Genomic DNA, 18,212 nt, shown 5'->3' on the forward strand with positions numbered 1-18,212 from the left:
CCTCGCAAATCATGTAGTCGTGTTACTGATATTTAGACCTTATTTCCAACTACGCAGTTTGTATCCTTTAGCTGCATAAAAGAGGATAAACAAATAACAGGGTGTCATCACAATATAAGCCGTCTGCCGATCAATAACTGTTGATAGCGCGCCCATGATCACAGGTACCACTGCACCACCCGCAATCGCCATAATCAGCAACGCAGAACCCGTTGCGGTGTATTTACCCAAACCGCTTAACGCCAATGGCCAAATTGCCGGCCATACGATGGCATTCGCTAAACCCAGCAAAGCGATACACAGAATAGTATTAGGAATTGCAGGCGCACCAAGGAAAGCAAACAGAGAAGAAATAGACGTAGATTCGTTGCTACCAAATACAATGCAGAGGCTGATAAACACACCAAGAGCAGCAGACACCAGCAACATATTTTGCTGAGAAATAACACGCGGAATTAATAAAATACCCAGTATGTAACCAATCACCATACAGGTCATAGTGATTGAAGTCAGAATAGAGAAGTTGCTAAAACCAATGCTACGACCGTAGGCACCGATCGTATCACCGGCAATTACTTCTACACCAACGTAGAGAAACAACGCGATCACGCCCAGTACCAGATTTGGAAATTGCAACGCACCACGCAAAGGTAATTTTTCTGAACTATCGTCTTCAGATTCCAACTCAGGCAACGAAGAAAATTTTACCAAAAACGCAACAGCACCAATCACTAACGCCATATAAATGTAGGGCAATACCAAATTACTTGCCATCTGCTCAATTTCTTCGGGCGTTGGTGTTGTCGTTGGGTGCCCAGTCATCCCCCCCAAAATCAACGCAGTAAATACAATAGGTGCAACAATGCCCGCCGATTTATTGAGAATACCCATGATGCTGATACGGCGCGCCGCAGACTCTTCAGGCCCCATTTTTACTACGTAAGGATTCACTGCTGTTTGCACCAGCGTTTGTCCGGCACCCATCATGAACTGCCCAACCAAAAACATACCGAACCAGTGAGTTTTTGCAGCAGGGATATAAATCAGTGCAGCTGAAGCCATGGTAGCCAGGCCAATTGCCATACCATTCTTGTAACCGACTTTACGAATTATCCAGGAGGATGGCAGCGAAAAAACCGTTACCGCAATATAAAAAGAAAACAGAATAAATGAAGCTTGAAATGGGGTTAACGCCAAAACCACTTCCAAATAAGGCATCAACGAGCCATTAAGCCAGGTGACAAATCCGAAAATAAAAAACATCCCGGCAATCATTGCCAAAGGAAGAAATGAACTCTTTGAATTTGCGCCCGGTGCCGGGACAGCAATAGCGTCGTTACTCATGGTCAAGTTCTCGCGTTAGATGGCAGTGGTTAAAACACTCTGGTTATTATTGGCTAGCTTGAAACGCTGTTTGGCGAAATACACGGCGCCAAATTCCGGTTGGTATAAAGCGGGGGAAAGATTGTTGGCCATATCCTGTTCCATCCAGGGAATCAGACGCGGAGCAAGACCACCGATAATTGACATGCGGCCAGGTTGAGTCGCCCATAACTTGCGCGCGACTGCACTCATATAGGCAGCTCCTTCTTTTGCGATACTGACTGCAACAGCATCGCCAGCATCGGCTGCATCCACCACAAAAATAGCAAATTTGGCGTAGTCGCCCTGCTTGGCACCAAACATACGGTCTACGATCATCACACCGGATGCTTGCAGGAATTCACCAATAGATTCGCTCAAACTGGTCTTTGGTCCCAAGTCATCAGAGGCCAACAAAATCGCTTGAATTGCCTCTAATCCCATCCAGGCACCACTGCCTTTGTCGCCAATGGGGAAACCATGACCGCCGATAAAGAGCGATTTATCACCTACATAAGAATAGCCACAGGAACCCGTCCCACAAATCATCACCGCACCTTCATCGCGGTTGTGGGCACCGAGGCAGGCAATATGAAGATCAGTGGTGAGATGCATTTCTTTGAAAGGGTGCTCCCAAGCCGACATCACTTCGTAAAGACTTGGAACATTGACACCGGCAAGGCCAGCGCCAGCAATTAGTTCAGTCATTGCTGAAGGAGGTAAACCAGCATCAATCAATGCCAGCTCGGCAGCAGTGCGAATAGAATCTTTGGCTTGTTGTACGCCTTGGAAAGGGTTAGCAGGACCACCGACACCAGTACCCAGCACCTGTAAATCTGCGGTCATGATACTGGCGCGACATTTAGTACCGCCGCCATCAATCCCTATATACAAGGTTTGTTCGCCGAGTGGCATCTTTGCCATGATCTACCTCTTTATTTTTAGAGCAAATACCCGGCCTAACTGATGCAGCGCCGAATACTCAAAAATTCGAATGTTCCCAATTGGCTTGCGATCATAACAGACAGTTAAAAAAGGTTAGTGCCCCGCAGGACACTAACCACAAGACCACTACTACAGCTCTAGAGAACTCATGCCCCATGATACTGAGCCTAACAAGGAGAGTTATCAGACCCAGATGTCATCATCGGACAGGATTAGATTACGCCGACCAGACAACGTTGTCAAAGAAAATTTTGACTTTTTATAGTCAAAAGGAAAACCTTTAAAATACAGGGAAATAGAACGTGGTAGATGAGTTAAATGGGGGGAATGGGGCGCAGCCGCCCATAATGCAGCATGCAAAATACAGCAGCTATTGAACCAGACTAACAATATTCACAACGCATTTTTTGGAGATTACACAACGCATTCACCAATGAAAAACTCATTAGGCAATTAATGCTGCAGTCACGTTTAATCAAAACTAAAAAAATTGTTCGCCGTTAACCTGCCCGTCTTTGGATCAGAATTAATACTGACACTCGATAAAATATTGGCCGAATGTAATAAGCAGCCAGGATAAATAACCAAGCGGTTAAATTGTGCAGGAATAAATCCTACCTTGGTAAAAAACTCATCTGATTCAGAAAAATAACGGCGCTCAGGTTTTTTTCTATTCAGCTCTTCATAGGAAACATCGAGATAGAGATCGCATCGTTCAGGCGTAATAGATTCATAGCCCGTACTGTTGTGTCGATAAAATCCTGTTCCTCCATGTCCTTCACCGCACAGATAAAGCAGCGTGGCAAAAAAATAAGGATTACTTGCATCAAAATGGGGAATCCGCTGAAGTGCCCCCAGTTCCATCTCGGGTACAGTCATCAAACACAGGGCATTTTGTAGCGCAGTTACTTGAGTTTCAGCCGGAATGCCAAATTCACTCTTTATTATTTCACCAACCATGTTTTTAAACTGATTGGCAAAATCAGCGGGCGCCGGAGTTCGCACACCGGGATACCCTTTGCGCTGTACCGCTGCGGCATAAGGTGAAAAGACCGCGCCACTGGCAAATTCAACAAGCCGTGACGGCTCCACTAAAAAATCATCAAAATAAATGACTTTGTTTTTTTCATTGCCCACAGACAGTGTCTGCATAGTCAGGCTTTCATTAATCATCATTAGCGTTCTCACTAATTTGGTTCAACCAATTCACATCATATAATTAACTGGTACCGACAAGTACTAGCGGGATGCAAGCGCTTGTTTTAGCTCACTTAACCAAGCACGATGCGACATCAAAGAATTACCCATCTGCAATGATTTATCCTGGACAGCACGCACCAATTCCTTTGATCTGGATTCTTCATTAGCACCAAGCACACCAGGCCTTGTTGGATAATCCATCCCGTAGAGCACAAACAAGTGGTTTTCTACACCAAAAATATCAAACGAACTGAAAAAATCTGTCTTTTTAGGTACGCCGATTTTCCATAACTCAAGCCTTTCCCGCAGCACATCAGACATTACTGAATTTTCAGTGTTATCAATCCAAAATTGCGAGTCACGGCGGTCTGAAATCAAATAGTGTAGCTGTACAAAATCAATTACCCGCTCCCAGGTATACCGCACCGCTTTATTGCAGTACTCAGACACAACAGGAATATCATTTATCATCTTTGGAAAATTTCTGGCCACCAGCAATGCAGCAAAATCAGTGACTAATATGGATGTGGCCTCTAACGGCTCTACAAATCCCTGCGCCAGGCCCAAAGCGACGCAATTCTTTTTCCAAAAAGCTTCCCGATAACCAATTGTCATAGGTATTTTTCTAAGGTTGGCATCTTCCAAGTCTCGCCCGAAATAGGTTGAGAAAGTTCCAACAGCCTCGCTCTCTGTCATATGTCGGGATGAATAGACAAAACCCACACCTCTGCGATGAGTCAATGGGATATCCCAAATCCATCCCGCTTTGTGTGCGGTTGCTAATGTATAAGGCAGAATTTCATTGCTCTCGGCGATAGGCTCCTGAATAGCAAGCGCAGTATCAGTTAAAATCTGCGCCGATTTATCCAGGAAAGGTACACCTAATGTTTCACCAATCAATAGCGATGAAAATCCGGTGCAATCGATAAAAAAATCAAATTCTTCTTCGCTGCCAGATGCATAAACAAATCCTTTAATGCTGCCATCCGCATTGAGCAAAACTTGGGAAATGGTTTCAAATATATGTTTGACGGAAAATTTTTCACGCGCGTTTTTAGCTAATAAATCCGCAAATTTAAGCGCGTTGAAATGATAGGCATAATCCACCAAGCCCATATAAGGTGGCGATGACTTTTGTTTGGGGGAGCGATTCATTTCAGCTACCGAATAAATCTCGGATAGCTTTGAAAACTCAAATGCTGATTTATTATTTAGCCAATAATTAGTGACATCAAAACCCGAGGGATAAGGTGAGCTGAAAGGATGATAATAAAAATTATCGGCGCCATGCTTTTGCGCATCCATCCAATGTGCAAATTTAATTCCCTGCTTAAAAGTTGCATCGCAAGTGGATAACAAATCGATTTCCGCTATGCCGAAGCGTTTCAAGGTCGCTTTGATTTGCGGAACCGTCCCCTCACCTACGCCGATGATAGGAATATCTTTTGATTCAATCAGGGTGATTTCAATTTCAGGGTCGCGACTAAGTTCCACCCCCAGGTGATTCGCCGCCAGCCAACCCGCAGTGCCACCGCCCACAATTGCCACGCGTTTAATTTTCATCACTGGCTTACCAAATAAAAATTGTACCCATTATTTTTAAACAAAAAAGCCCAGCTTAAGCTGGGCTTTTTTGAACTACTCAGCTAATTAGCACTTATAGCTTGAAGCTTACACCCAACATATAAGTTGCTTCACCTTCAAATGACCAAGCCGGGAAGCCTTCCAACAGAGGGCGCTTGGTGCCAGAATCTGCGGCCCAAAATTCGGCTCCACCATACTGAACATCATCTTCTTCAAGAATGTTGGTAGCCTCAAAACTCACACTGATGCTATCAGATACATTCCAGCCCAAGCTCAAATCCAGTGAACCGAAGTCATCATGCATACGGTTGCCATAGTAACCAGTTTCACGAATCATATACTCTGAACGCCAGTTATAAGCAGCACGCGCCGAGTACACATCGTTTTCCCAGTAACCAACCAGGTTCACACTGTCTTTGGAAGATTCAGTGAATACGCCAAGACGATCCGTATAACTTTCCAGTGGCGCATTAGCATTTACGTAAGTGTAGCTTGCAGCCATACCGAAGCCATTATCAAACGCATGGGTCAACTGCAGCTCTATACCATCAATTTCACCGCCACCAGAGTTCTTAAGGGTAACTACTTCCCAGTTGTCCACTTTACTATCAGGACTCACCAAACCAACAGATCTATTGATTTCAATATCACTAGTAACAAAGTTATTGATTGACTTAACGAAATAAGTCGCAGACAACATGTTACCGTCACCGTAGTAGTACTCCACACCAAGATCCGCCTGAGAAGCTTTCATTGGTTTTAAACCAACATTACCTGTGGTCAGACGTTCGTTACCTGGAATGCCATCCTGATAACCAGTTTGGCTCGCATTGGTGAACATATCGTTGTAATTTGCACGGCTGATTGCCTGTGAAGCGGTAGTACGCAACACCAAGTCATCAGTCAGATCAAAGGTTACGTTCAAGCTTGGCAACACATCATCATAATCTTCACCAACAGATGTTTTGTTGGTGCTGTAATAGAGATTTTGACCTAGATCGCCAGCAGCCAGCGGAGTACCATCCAACGCATATGACGTACCAGTTATATCACTGCTGATATAACGCAATCCAAAGTCACCTTTAACGGCATCAGCTTCAAAAGTAAACATACCGTAAAGCGCATCATTTTGTTCATTCAGCGCAGCGTAGCCAGCACGCTCTTCTTTCCAGCCAGTTACATCTGCCAAGGTTGCTTTAACCATTGCACCCAGTACAGGTTTTGGCGCTTTGAAACCATGTGAACCCACTTCAAAGGTGCCGCGATAGAACATAGAAGTATCGTTTAGAGTTTGAGGAGTTGCATTACCAAACACCGCCGCATCAGAAGATTTCTCTACATCGTGGTCGGTAGTACGGACACCGGTTTTGAACGACTTGATGGCACCAAGGTCCAGATCAAATTCGAAGTCAACTTGTGCATAGCTCTCTTCGTCTGAGTTTGGACCTCTTTTTACAGCCCAGGCTTCTGCAGCAGATTTGTCACGGTAGTTGGCCAAAGTCATGTTCAGATCAGATGTAGCATTGATCTTAATTTTCTTACCGGAGGCATCGATGCTACCTGCCCACAACGCCATGTTGTAGTCACCCAGGCTAGCAAAGTGCGAAAAATTGGTCGTTAAGTCAGTACCGCCACCAGCTTTGGTACTACCTGCGCTAGCGGTTACTTTGAATGAATCAGCAGCGTATTCAGCATTCAAATCAAAGGTTTCAGAGTCCATGCTCGCAACACGACCCCAAGTTTGGTTGAAGGTCTCGGTTCCCAATGCGCCACTCGCCCAACCAGCAGTTAAGTTACCGCGAACAGGTTTTTTGGTCGTACTCACTGTACATACACCAGCCGCATTTTTTTCCGAGCAAGTGTAGTTAGCAGCAGACTGATCCAAACCAGAAAAAATATAAGTACTGGTATTGGTATTGTTTGCCTTGAGATCCAAAGACAAATAGTGCAATCCAAAGGTCAATTCGTCTGTGGGAGCCCACTGTGTAGTTACATCCAATGCGGTACGTTCACGCTCCTGGATGAAAGTGGTTGGAGAAACGTCATCCCACCAACGGTAATCTGCTTCGGTACCACGACGTACGTAGTCGAATTCTTCAGTTGCTCCAGCAACCAAAATACCAAAAGATTCTGAATCATTTTTCCAGCTATACAAACCAGATACTTCTGGAGAGATTTCATCGCTAATAGTGCCAGTGCGTGCCTTAGCACCCACATAGACAGTGTTGGCCTCCATATCCAATGGTTTGCGAGTTTTAACGACAACGGTACCACCGATGCCCCCTTCATTAAGATCAGCTCGCGATGATTTGTAAACTTCCATGCCGTCCACCAATTGTGATGGAAGCAATGAGTAGTTGAAGCTACGATCGATAGCTTGTTGATCATACCAACCAGTAGAAGCAACGTTCTGACCATTTAATTGGGTCAACGTCATTTGTGGTGCGGCACCACGAATAGATACTGATGCACCTTGGCCAAATGCACGGCCAACAGTTACACCTGGGACGCGGCCAAGTGACTCGCCTATGTCCGAATCAGGGAACTTGCCCACATCTTCAGCTGAAACAGCATCTACAACAGCGGTAGAGTTACGTTTGATATCAACTGCATTTTTCAATGCACCGCGAATACCGGTTACCAACACTTCTTCTGGCTCTGCGCCTGCATCTTGTGCATGTGCAGTACCAACAAAACCCATCATGGCGACAGCTGCTACTGAACCGAGCATCAGTGCACTCTTATTGGCCAGTTTGATCGCATCACTTAACTTGTTACGCATGGTTATTCTCCCGTGACTTGGCAATTTGTGTGTATTTAATAATGAACTAACTTTTCAACAACTGGGGACACAAGACAACGTTGTCGATGAGCCAACACTATCCCCACAGGACAACGTTGTCAACATCTTTGTAAGGCAATGTAAAGTTCTGTTGCCGACGGAAAACAGGGGGATTTCTCAATAAATTTGTTACAAATCAGCCAATTAGATAATTTAGGCGACAGAAAGGGTCAAAAATATATTTTTCTCGGTTAAAGCAAAGTTATTACGAAAATACACACTCGAAATTGCAGACAATAAAAAAGCCGCTCAATGCGGCTTTTTATAGTGGAGGGAGCAGAAATCAATAATGCACAAACATGAACCATTAGTTCACTAAACGAGCCCGCAATTGGCGCAAGCTGGCCTTCACACTGCGCGCGTTTTCGGGGCCCATGCGCAGCATTAATTTGTGCGTTTGAGGCATAGTTTCAAGCGCAGGATCAGCGAATTGGTAAAACACTTTGGGGCGCACTAACAACAAATCGCCCTGTACATCGGGAGCGGCGAGGATGTTATCGATGGCCGCAATCATCACGCTGTGAAAATTAGGCTTTTTCAAACCCAATTCGCGAAATGCTTCCTCTAACAGTGGGTAAAAACGGCGATATACAGCAACAGCTGCGTCGCTATCGATTAAGGCTAAGGTGGTGACATAGGGTTCGTAACGCTGGAAGTTGTTGGGGGAAACACGTTCCTGGTCAACTGCGGTACCTTCGACCATCACCGAAAAAGTGTCTGCAATAAAGGGGGGTGGTGGCGATACTACCGGGCGGTATTCATGGATAACCTTACCTTCAGCCACATTATTTACCGCCAGCACAAATTTACGCAGCACTTCTTGCGGCACCAATAATTGCAACAGACCTTCGCCACGCAATTGCTGCAATGCGGCAATTATGCTGGCGTCGCTGTCATTTAAGCCAGGCAGCGGCTCCACCTCAATCACCGGCTGCGGTGGTTCGTACTCAACAATGGGCGCTGCAGCTGCGCTGCTGGTAGCCACCGCTTGTGGGGCAACCGCTACTGGCGTCGTAACCGTTTGTGATGCGATTGGGGCATCGTCGCGTAAAAAGAAGAAAGCAGCCGCAGCAGCAATCAATGCCAACACCACAATAACAATCATAGTGGTGGATGAATTTTTGCGCGGTTGGTAGTCATCACTCATAGCAATACCCTTTATGTGGCGATTTTTTATGGCAACTGTTGTTAATAGTTAACAGACAGCAGGATTATGGCCTAATCCTCTATAGGGGGACAGCCTTGACCGGCGCCAGTTCCCCAATTTATTACCGCGAGCTAGACTGGGAAACTCATGTGCAGTCAATCCAGGGACAATTATGCTTCGTCAGCACTCTCTGCTCATCACGCTTATCCAACCACTCAAGTATTTAACACGCAGCTCTCTCGGACTGATGCTACTTGTTACTCTTGGCTGCACAAGCATCACAAGCTCGCAATGGGATCAGCGCTACGGCAAAGCCACCCCGCGCGAAATTACCGATACCCTGCCTCGGGCAACATTAACCTATTACAAAGATACCAAGCCGATTATTGAGCAGCGCTGTGTTGTTTGCCACGGTTGCTACGATGCGCCCTGCCAACTCAAGCTTGAAGCATATGAAGGGCTGCTGCGCGGAGCCAACCCGAGAAAGGTTTACGACGGTACGCGACTACTCGGTGCATCGCTCACGCGCTTGTTTGAAGATGCCAACACTACAGCACAGTGGCGCGACAAAGGATTTCATCCGGTTTTGAATGAACGTAAAAACATCCCCGCCGCGAATATTAATGCGGGGGTGATGGCGCAAATGCTGGAGTTAAAAAAAGCGCATCCACTTCCAGCCACGACAATCCTGCCGGCAAGCTTTGATTTTAATATCGACCACGCGCATCACTGCGCCACGATAGAAAGTCTCGCCAGCTTTACTGAAAGCAAACCACTCTGGGGCATGCCTTATGGCTTGCCGGGGTTAAGTAGCAGCGAGCACAACACCACTATGGAGTGGCTGGCTCAAGGTGCTGCCATGGGCACTGCAACAGAGATACCCGCAGTGGTACAAAAACAGGTTGAAGAGTGGGAAACATTTTTTAATGCTGGCAGCCTTAAACAGCAACTCGTCAGCCGCTATATTTATGAACATGTATTTTTAGCGCAGATATTTTTTTCCGAATCACCTCACCTCTATTTTCGGCTGGTGCGCTCCAGCACACCGCCAGGAAAACCATTAGCGAGAATCAGCACCGCTCGCCCATTTGATGACCCAGGTGTGAGCCGCGTCTACTACCGCCTGTGGCAAGACCCATCGAGTGTGATAGCCAAAACCCATATGCCTTATTCGCTCACGCCCGCGCGCATGAAAAAATGGCAGCAACTATTTCTCTCGTCTGATCCTGCTTTCGCATACGAGGTATCCACCTTACCCGAATATGCACCAGATATAGCGGCCAACCCGTTTGTCACTTTTGCCGAACTACCGATTAACGCGCGCTACCGTTTTATGCTCGATGAAGCGCAATTCACCATCATGAATTTTATTAAAGGCCCAGTGTGTCGCGGGCAGGTTGCGCTCAATGTCATTCAGGATCATTTCTGGGTTTTCTTTTTTGCACCGGAAAATCAAAGTACCGAAGGCAATGCAAAGTTCCTTGCGGAAAATAGCAAACACCTGCGGCTTCCCGCCGAAGCGGGCAACACGCTACTACCGATGAGCAACTGGCTTAAATACTCAGAATTGCAAAAAGAATATCTCGCGGCTAAAGCGGCGTTTGTGAGTAAAAAAATTGCTGCTGAAGGCGGATTGGAGTTGAACGAAATTTGGGATGGCGACAAGGGTAAAAATCCTAATGCGGCGCTGACAATTTTTCGCCACAGCGACAGTGCGAGTGTGCATAAAGGAATGATTGGCAAAGCGCCGAAAACGGCTTGGATAATAGGCTACCCGCTACTGGAACGCATTCACTATTTATTAGTGGCGGGGTTTGACGTGTATGGCAACGTATCGCATCAATTGTTAAGCCGCTTGTATATGGATTTTTTACGCATTGAAGGTGAAATGAATTTTGTGGGGATGCTGCCGGAAAAAGATCAACAACCGCTGATGAATTACTGGTACCGCGACGCCGAATCCCATTTGCAAACCTATGTGGATTTGTACATCAAGCAAGTGGATGCACCGAACAATACCCGCTACCTCACCAATAATCCGCAACAGGAGCTGTACCAAAAACTGCGAGCTTACTTGGGTCAGGCAAGTCAGTCGCATCACAATATCAGCACGAAAAAGTTGCCTGCCCGCAAACTGGCGCTCTACGAAAAACTACAGAGCATACGCGGAACTGCAATCAGTTTTTTACCCCAGACCACTGTCATTCACATGCCGAATGTGGGTTTATTTACGCTGGTACACAACAGTGCCTACTCCAACTTGTCGTCACTGTTTGGCGAGGACAAACGACGCATTCCCGCGGAGGACAGCCTCACTATCACTCGCGGTATTATTGGCGCCTACCCCAATAGCTTTTTGCGGATTGAAGAAACCGAAATCGACGCATTTATTACCCAATTTCAACAACTCGACTCTGAAGAAAGCTATCGCGCATTAAAAGACAAATACGCGGTACGCCGCAGCAATCCGCAATTCTGGGCATTTAGCGATAAAGTCCACCAGCTTTACCACCTGAGCGAACCGGAGGAGGCAGCTCTGCTGGACTACAACCGGCTGGAAAATCGCTAGGCATGCGCAAAGAAAGTACACAAAACCACCAAGCGCAAATTGCGGCTTGATGGCAAATACAGTATCCTTCCTAATAATCACTCTCATTTACATTCAATATGTGTTTACTATGAATACTGCCGTGTTTGCCAATACGCTGCCCGCTACACTCCGTCTGGATCAATGCCGCAAAGGCGCGACAGTGCGCGTCACTGGTTTGATCGAGCAGCCACTGTTCGGCACCCAGGATGAGCGTGTCAGCCTGCGCTTGAAAGAGCTGGGCTTTTTGCCCGGTGCCCCTTTAAAAGTCATCGGCTTTGGCCTGTTAGGCTCTGATCCACTCGCTGTACAAGTCAACGGCACCAAATTCGCCTTGCGTCGCGCTGAAGCCGCCAAAATTTGTGTCGAGCCAATCGACAATCCCAGCCTTTAACCAGGTAGCAACATGTCCACCCCCATTCGCTTCGCCTTGATTGGCAACCCCAATTGCGGCAAAACCTCTTTATTTAATCGTCTGACTGGCGCGCGCGCCAAGGTTGCCAACTACCCTGGCGTTACCGTTGAGCGCCGCTCCGGTATGGTGACCGGTTTGGCCAAACCCGCCGAACTGCTGGACTTACCTGGCACCTACAGCTTGTTTGTAACTTCGCCCGATGAGCAGGTCGCGCGCGATGTAATCCTCGGGCAACTCCCCGGTGAACGCCGCCCGGACTTACTGATCGCCGTGATCGATGCCTGCAACCTTCGTTTGGGTTTGCGTTTGGTGATGGAACTCAAAAGCCTGAACCGCCCGATGATTCTGGCACTCAACCAGATGGATGAAGCCAAGCGCCGTGGCATCAGCATCAATACTGCTGCCCTCGCTCAAGCTATCGGCATCCCCATTATCGAAACCGTCGCAGTTAACAGCCAAGGTGTAGCTGAGCTGCGGAAGGTGCTGGATGGCTACGCGCAACAACCAGCAACACCCGCAGGCGAGCAAGTACTCGCGCTCAGCGACCGTCAGGAATCGGTAGAGGCGCTCTACGCCGAAATCGAAAGTATCATAAGCCAACACGTGATCCAACCGGCGCATTTGCCACACTGGCAGGATCGTCTGGACTCGCTGGTAATGCATCCACTGCTCGGTTTGGTGGTGTTGTTCAGTATTTTGTTGGTGATCTTCCAAGCGGTATTTGCCTGGGCATCGCCCGTGGTGGATTTAATTGATGCAGGCTTCAGCGGACTAGGGGGATTAGTCGGCGCGGTTTTACCTGATGGCATTCTCAAAGACTTTATTGTCGATGGACTTATCGCTGGGGTTGGCGGAGTACTGGTATTCCTGCCGCAAATTATCATCCTCTTCTTTTTTATTCTTGTGCTGGAAGATACCGGATACCTCACGCGCGCCGCGTTTTTGCTCGATCGCCCAATGCGCGGTTTGGGTTTATCCGGCCGCTCGTTCATCCCGCTTTTATCCAGCTTCGCCTGCGCAGTGCCGGGCATTATGGCGACCCGCACTATCGCTGATCCACGCGAGCGTTTTATCACCATCATGGTTGCACCACTGATGACCTGCTCGGCGCGCTTGCCGGTTTATGCATTGATCATCGCCGCGTTTATTCCCGAGCAAACCGTATGGGGCTTTTTTAATCTGCAAGGCCTTACGCTGTTTGCGCTGTATTTCGCGGGTGTCGCCAGTGCCGCATTGATCGCGTGGATAATGCGCCGCCGCGCCAGCGGCCGCGAAGAATTTCCGCTGCTGCTCGAATTACCCACTTACCGCTGGCCGATGGCCTATCACCTACTGATGGGCTTGCGTGAACGCGCGTGGATTTTTATTCGCCGCGTGGGCACCATCATTCTCGCGCTCTCGATTGTGCTCTGGTTTTTGGCGACCTTTCCCGGCGCACCGGCCGATGCAACGCTACCCGCAATCGACTACAGCTTCGCCGGTCAACTCGGCCACTTTATGCAACCACTGTTTGCCCCACTCGGCTTTAACTGGCAGATGTGTATTGCGCTGATCCCTGCCATGGGCGCGCGCGAAGTTGCCGTAAGTGCACTGGCAACCGTTTATGCGGTAGGTGAAGAATCGATTGATGTCGCACTCGGCTCTGCGCTCGCTGCAAGTTGGTCACTGCCGGTTGCCTATGCGTACCTCGCGTGGTTTGTATATGCGCCCCAATGTATTTCCACCATCGCAGTGGTAAAGCGCGAAACCAACTCCGCCAAAGCAACCACCTTCTTCACGATTTATTTATTTGCATTGGCTTATTTTGCTGCTTGGGCCACTTATCAAATCGCCAGCGCAATCGTGGGTTAACCGGTAGACGGGGAATCATTATGTGGCAAGAAGTGATTGTCGGGATTTGTGTAATCACAGCGGTGATTTTTTTAGTGCGCCGCTGGCTATTTCCCTCAGCAAAAAAATCCGCCGCCTGTGGTGGTTGTGGCGGCTGCGCCAAGACGAGTGAATCGAGCTGCGCGAATCCCACCGAAAAAACACAACATTGAGCCGATTAAAACTACTATTCGGCTCATAGTGTGAGCCAAATAATTAATCTGCCTGCAACGTCGATAAATTAATCCAATAGCGTGGATTATTCACGGGGGTTTCCGCTGGCAAGTAAGGATTTCTTAATTCGACAATGCGCCGGTTTTTTAATCGCTCCAATCCGGAACTAACGCGCGGGTGATTATAAAAAAATTGGTCAAATTTGCCATTATCGATTAATACCTCCATGCCTTTTTCTATACGCTGCGCCAAAGGTTCATTATTTTTGTTAACAAAAAAATAAATATCCGTTGGATAGTAGAGCAACAAATTTTCTTCTACGACTAAATTGGTTTCCTGACGTTGGAGCAGTTCAAACCAGGCCTCGGAAATACCGCGCGGAAAATAATCGAAGCGTTTGGCATTGATCATCCGAAATAGCGATTCCGTTGTCTCTGCAGTAGTCAAACGCAACCCGTTGGCTTGTAGAATCAAGGTGTCCGGCCAATGGGTGCCCTGCCCACCGAGCAGCTTTGCCAAATCACCGACATCTTTCACATGATCAAAACGCGCCTGTTCCTGTTTTCGGATTAACAATACGCGATAACTGAATAATCCTTTAAATAGCGGGATGCGAATAGGGCGCAATTGTTGCTCGCGTTGTTTATCGGTCATAGTCCAGATCACAAAGTTGCTTTTATCGCTCTGCAACATATTGATCCAGCGCGCTTGCGAGTAATCGCGCGGGGAGAAAATAATATCAATCTCTTCGTTATCGGCTTTACTGGCTTCCAGTGCCATCACCAGCAACGTAGTGAAATAGTCACTCGGTTGCTCAAATGCGGTAGCCTGCACCTTGACCGGAATACGGATTTGCTCCGCGCGGACGGGTGCCATCAATAGCTGCACAGCGACCAGCACCAGACACCAGAGCGGCAATCTTGTGCGTAAAGGCGACTGCCAACGATCAAACAACGGCTTGGGCATAGTGGGCTCACCGACCAAATCAACATTTACGAAGGATAGAATAAAACCCATCATCCTGCCGAATAGAGTGCATTACGCGCCGAGGGATGACACTCACCACCCGCTCCCGTATAGTCGGCGCGATGCCATCCCCTAGCTTCGTTAAGGATTACTTCCATGCAAAAATTGGAAACCCGTACATTTTTACTATTTTTATTAATCGTCACCGTCGGTTTTTTGATGATCTTAAAACCCTTTTTCGGCACGATTTTTTGGGCTTGTGCAATCACGGTAATTTTTTACCCAATGCAAGCGCGCCTGCTCAAGCGCTTCAAGGGGCGCACCAATACCAGCGCACTACTGACCTTAGCCGCTTGTATTTTGGTAGTGGTATTGCCGGTCACTGTGCTGGTAAGTTCGGTAGTGGCAGAAGGTGCTGATTACTACAAAAAACTGGAATCAGGTGAGGTGGATCCCACCCATTATATTGAGCAGATACGCACTGCGTTTCCGGCAGTACAGCAGGCACTGGATCGCGTCGGCATTGACTTTGCCAAAGTTAAAGAAGGCGCTTTGAGTGTAACCATGAGTGGTGGCAAGTGGTTGGCTCAAAATGCACTGAGTATTGGTCAAAACACCTTCAGTTTGCTGTTGAACATCTGCCTGATGTTGTACCTGACTTTTTTCCTGCTGCGCGATGGTAATTACTTGCTGGAGCTGTTGATCCGCGCCCTGCCTTTGGGCGATGCACGCGAGCGTATGCTGTTTGCAAAGTTTGGCGAGGTCACTCGCGCCACCATCAAGGGCAACCTGGTGATTGCAGCAATCCAGGGAACGCTGGGCGGTTTGATTTTTTGGGTACTGGGAATTCCCGGTGCGCTGCTCTGGGGGGTGGTAATGGCGGTACTGTCGCTAATTCCCGCTGTGGGACCAGCCATTGTATGGGTTCCTGTCTCTATCTATCTTTTTGCCACCGGCGATAACGTTAAAGGCTTAATTTTGGTCGCCTTCGGCGCGGGCGTAATTGGCCTGGTCGATAATATCCTGCGCCCGATCCTGGTGGGACGCGATACTAAACTGCCCGACTACGTAGTGCTGTTGTCCACCCTCGGTGGCTTGGCGCTGTTTGGTATTAATGGCTTTGTGATAGGACCTTTGGTCGCCGCGCTGTTTATCGCCTTCTGGGGAATTTTTATTCGTGAGGTGCATGTAATGGTGCCCAGTGAAGACGAAGAGGGACAACCAGACGCCGATTCCGGTAAGGATTCTGCTGCCTGATCTGCTAGACTGCGCGGCCTTATTTATCCCTTGGAAATTGATTTTATGTCTAACCAATACAAGACCACTGAAGAGCTCGTCAGCTACGGCATTGGCCGTCAAATGGGCGACCAACTGGCAAGCAATCCTTTTGAAGGTGTATCAGCCGCTGCAGTTGCGCAGGGAGTGATGGATGCGCTCAACGGTGTGGATATGCCCTATAGCAATGATCAGATGCAAGCGGCATTTGAAGAGATCAATACCCGCATGCAAGCCAAAGAAGCAGAAAAGCACAAGGCTTTAGCAGGTGCTGGCGAAGCTTTTCTGGCAGAGAATGCTAAAAAAGCCGGTATCACCGTGACGGCTTCAGGTTTGCAATATGAAGTGATCACTCAGGGTACCGGTGCGATTCCAACCGCGACCTCAAAAGTAAAAACCCATTACCACGGTACATTGATTGATGGCACTGTGTTTGACAGTTCTGTTAAACGCGGCCAGCCAATTGATTTCCCGGTCAACGGTGTTATCGCAGGCTGGACTGAAGCCCTGCAGTTGATGCCTGTTGGTTCCAAATGGCGTTTGTATGTACCGCACAATCTCGCCTACGGTGAGCGCGGTGCAGGTGCGAGCATTGCGCCTTTCTCGACGTTGATTTTTGATGTTGAGTTGATTGATATTGTTGGTTAATTCCTCAGTTTGAAATGACCACCAGCATGGGCTCCGGTGTGACCTTTTTCGACACGCCGTGAACCCATCCTTGGGGGCTCGGATGCAGCAGCCGCAGTTGTTCCATACAAATTGCGGCACTTCCCACATCCATGTGGGTCGTCCATGCTGCATACGGTCTCAAAGATCACACCGAACCCCATGCTTCATCGCAACCGTCCAGTAATTTTCCATCCCTAAATAAAAACCTTTTCTGTTGTTGGATTTTCCATGTGGTTTAAAAATTTACGTTTGTATCGCCTCACCGAGCAGTGGACTATTTCTGCTGAAGAATTAAATGAAAAGCTCGCCGAATTTTGTTTTAACCCCTGCGGCAGTCTGGACCCGATGCGTTACGGTTTTGAATTTCCGGTTGGGCGTCACGGCAGCGAATTTATCCATGTAACCAACGGCTACATCATGATTTGCGCCAAGAAGCAGGAAAAAATCCTGCCCGGTGGTGTGATCAAAGAACAGTTGGAAGAAAAAGTGCTGGCACTAAGCGAGGCGGAATCCCGTCCAATTGGACGCAAGGAGCGCGATACATTAAAAGATGAAATTATTTTTTCGCTCTTACCGCGCGCCTTTACCCGCTCATCGCTGGATTACGCCTATATCGCCCCACAAGAAAATATGATTGTGGTGAATTCGTCGTCAGCGAAACGCGCAGAAGATTTGCTGAGTAAACTGCGTGAAGCACTAGGCAGTTTGCGCTGTTTGCCTATCGCCCCAAAAAATATTCCCACTCAAGTGATGACTCATTGGTTGCGCGAAAGCCAAGCCCCGCACCAGTTTGAATTGGGCGAGGAAGTAGAGCTGCAAGCTGCAAAAGATGGCCGGGTCATCCGCTGCAAAAAACAAGATCTCACTGCAACCGAGATTCGCAACCATTTAGAAAGTGGTATGCACGTGAGCAAGATCGCACTGGTATGGAAAGAGGCGATCAGTTGCGTGATTGACGACCAGGTGGCCGTTAAACGTCTGAAATTTGAAGATGTTATCAGCGAGAAGGCCAACGAGCGCAATCCGGAAAGCAAAGCGGAACAATTTGACGCTGACTTTGCGATTATGGCACTTGAATTAAAGAACTTTATTCAGGCACTATTGGCTGCATTCGGCGGCGAAGATGATTCGCGCCTCGACCATTGAGTTACGGACAAAATACTAATAAGAAAACCTT

General features: G+C 47.8%; 14 protein-coding genes. 7 read left to right on the top strand and 7 right to left on the bottom strand.

Going from position 1 to position 18,212, the window contains the following annotated elements:
- Positions 1-39: 39 nt before the first annotated feature.
- The 6 genes from nagP to J2X05_RS17950 all read right to left on the bottom strand — a co-directional run bounded on the left by nagP (position 40) and on the right by J2X05_RS17950 (position 9,080).
- Positions 40-1,344, bottom strand: a complete 1,305-nt coding sequence (gene nagP / locus J2X05_RS17925) for an N-acetylglucosamine MFS transporter NagP (protein ID WP_310075103.1) — start codon at positions 1,342-1,344, stop codon at positions 40-42.
- Between the two features lie 15 nt (positions 1,345-1,359).
- Positions 1,360-2,286 (bottom strand): N-acetylglucosamine kinase, encoded by a 927-nt coding sequence (nagK, locus tag J2X05_RS17930; protein WP_310075105.1) that lies wholly within the window; start codon positions 2,284-2,286, stop codon positions 1,360-1,362.
- A 492-nt stretch (positions 2,287-2,778) separates the two neighbouring features.
- Complete coding sequence (locus J2X05_RS17935; protein ID WP_310075107.1) at positions 2,779-3,483, bottom strand: DUF6445 family protein; 705 nt, start codon at positions 3,481-3,483, stop codon at positions 2,779-2,781.
- A gap of 63 nt (positions 3,484-3,546) precedes the next feature.
- Positions 3,547-5,070 (bottom strand): tryptophan halogenase family protein, encoded by a 1,524-nt coding sequence (locus tag J2X05_RS17940; protein WP_310075110.1) that lies wholly within the window; start codon positions 5,068-5,070, stop codon positions 3,547-3,549.
- 94 nt (positions 5,071-5,164) lie between these two features.
- Positions 5,165-7,873 (bottom strand): TonB-dependent receptor, encoded by a 2,709-nt coding sequence (locus J2X05_RS17945; protein WP_310075112.1) that lies wholly within the window; start codon positions 7,871-7,873, stop codon positions 5,165-5,167.
- A 367-nt stretch (positions 7,874-8,240) separates the two neighbouring features.
- A complete protein-coding gene (locus J2X05_RS17950; RefSeq protein ID WP_310075115.1) occupies positions 8,241-9,080 on the bottom strand; it encodes a DUF3014 domain-containing protein in 840 nt (279 codons plus the stop codon).
- 172 nt (positions 9,081-9,252) lie between these two features.
- Here J2X05_RS17950 and J2X05_RS17955 point away from each other — a divergent pair, with 172 nt between their 5' ends.
- The 4 genes from J2X05_RS17955 to J2X05_RS17970 all read left to right on the top strand — a co-directional run bounded on the left by J2X05_RS17955 (position 9,253) and on the right by J2X05_RS17970 (position 14,124).
- Positions 9,253-11,649 (top strand): fatty acid cis/trans isomerase, encoded by a 2,397-nt coding sequence (locus J2X05_RS17955; RefSeq protein ID WP_310075116.1) that lies wholly within the window; start codon positions 9,253-9,255, stop codon positions 11,647-11,649.
- A gap of 109 nt (positions 11,650-11,758) precedes the next feature.
- Positions 11,759-12,061 (top strand): FeoA family protein, encoded by a 303-nt coding sequence (locus J2X05_RS17960; RefSeq protein WP_310075118.1) that lies wholly within the window; start codon positions 11,759-11,761, stop codon positions 12,059-12,061.
- A gap of 12 nt (positions 12,062-12,073) precedes the next feature.
- The gene (gene feoB, locus J2X05_RS17965; RefSeq protein ID WP_310075121.1) at positions 12,074-13,933 is read left to right on the top strand and encodes a ferrous iron transporter B; all 1,860 of its coding nucleotides are present in this window, start codon (positions 12,074-12,076) and stop codon (positions 13,931-13,933) included.
- 20 nt (positions 13,934-13,953) lie between these two features.
- Entirely contained in the window at positions 13,954-14,124 is a 171-nt protein-coding gene (locus J2X05_RS17970) for a FeoB-associated Cys-rich membrane protein (RefSeq protein WP_310075122.1), read from the top strand.
- A 43-nt stretch (positions 14,125-14,167) separates the two neighbouring features.
- Here J2X05_RS17970 and J2X05_RS17975 read toward each other — a convergent pair whose 3' ends face one another.
- The gene (locus J2X05_RS17975; RefSeq protein ID WP_310075125.1) at positions 14,168-15,091 is read right to left on the bottom strand and encodes a substrate-binding periplasmic protein; all 924 of its coding nucleotides are present in this window, start codon (positions 15,089-15,091) and stop codon (positions 14,168-14,170) included.
- Between the two features lie 156 nt (positions 15,092-15,247).
- Between J2X05_RS17975 and J2X05_RS17980 the strand changes: the two genes are divergently transcribed.
- From J2X05_RS17980 to rdgC, 3 genes are all read left to right on the top strand, one after another.
- Entirely contained in the window at positions 15,248-16,348 is a 1,101-nt protein-coding gene (locus J2X05_RS17980) for an AI-2E family transporter (protein WP_310075127.1), read from the top strand.
- Positions 16,349-16,393: 45 nt separating this feature from the next.
- Positions 16,394-17,014, top strand: a complete 621-nt coding sequence (bamJ, locus tag J2X05_RS17985) for a BamJ family beta-barrel-assembly machinery protein (protein WP_310075128.1) — start codon at positions 16,394-16,396, stop codon at positions 17,012-17,014.
- A gap of 249 nt (positions 17,015-17,263) precedes the next feature.
- Positions 17,264-18,181: a recombination-associated protein RdgC gene (gene rdgC, locus J2X05_RS17990; protein WP_310075130.1), complete on the top strand. Its 918-nt coding sequence runs from the start codon at positions 17,264-17,266 to the stop codon at positions 18,179-18,181.
- The last annotated feature ends 31 nt before the right edge of the window (positions 18,182-18,212 follow it).

Source organism: Cellvibrio fibrivorans, assembly GCF_031457055.1.
Lineage (GTDB): Bacteria > Pseudomonadota > Gammaproteobacteria > Pseudomonadales > Cellvibrionaceae > Cellvibrio > Cellvibrio fibrivorans.

Bases quoted from the DNA above. Each gene is read 5' to 3' on its own strand.
- J2X05_RS17955 (WP_310075116.1), top strand. From the start codon at position 9,253: ATGCTTCGTCAGCACTCTCTGCTCATCACGCTTATCCAACCACTCAAG.
- feoB (WP_310075121.1), top strand. From the start codon at position 12,074: ATGTCCACCCCCATTCGCTTCGCCTTGATTGGCAACCCCAATTGCGGC.
- J2X05_RS17950 (WP_310075115.1), bottom strand. From the start codon at position 9,080: ATGAGTGATGACTACCAACCGCGCAAAAATTCATCCACCACTATGATT.
- J2X05_RS17945 (WP_310075112.1), bottom strand. From the start codon at position 7,873: ATGCGTAACAAGTTAAGTGATGCGATCAAACTGGCCAATAAGAGTGCA.
- nagK (WP_310075105.1), bottom strand. From the start codon at position 2,286: ATGGCAAAGATGCCACTCGGCGAACAAACCTTGTATATAGGGATTGAT.
- J2X05_RS17975 (WP_310075125.1), bottom strand. From the start codon at position 15,091: ATGCCCAAGCCGTTGTTTGATCGTTGGCAGTCGCCTTTACGCACAAGA.
- rdgC (WP_310075130.1), top strand. From the start codon at position 17,264: ATGTGGTTTAAAAATTTACGTTTGTATCGCCTCACCGAGCAGTGGACT.
- J2X05_RS17980 (WP_310075127.1), top strand. From the start codon at position 15,248: ATGCAAAAATTGGAAACCCGTACATTTTTACTATTTTTATTAATCGTC.
- J2X05_RS17935 (WP_310075107.1), bottom strand. From the start codon at position 3,483: ATGATGATTAATGAAAGCCTGACTATGCAGACACTGTCTGTGGGCAAT.
- nagP (WP_310075103.1), bottom strand. From the start codon at position 1,344: ATGAGTAACGACGCTATTGCTGTCCCGGCACCGGGCGCAAATTCAAAG.
- J2X05_RS17940 (WP_310075110.1), bottom strand. From the start codon at position 5,070: ATGAAAATTAAACGCGTGGCAATTGTGGGCGGTGGCACTGCGGGTTGG.
- J2X05_RS17970 (WP_310075122.1), top strand. From the start codon at position 13,954: ATGTGGCAAGAAGTGATTGTCGGGATTTGTGTAATCACAGCGGTGATT.
- bamJ (WP_310075128.1), top strand. From the start codon at position 16,394: ATGTCTAACCAATACAAGACCACTGAAGAGCTCGTCAGCTACGGCATT.
- J2X05_RS17960 (WP_310075118.1), top strand. From the start codon at position 11,759: ATGAATACTGCCGTGTTTGCCAATACGCTGCCCGCTACACTCCGTCTG.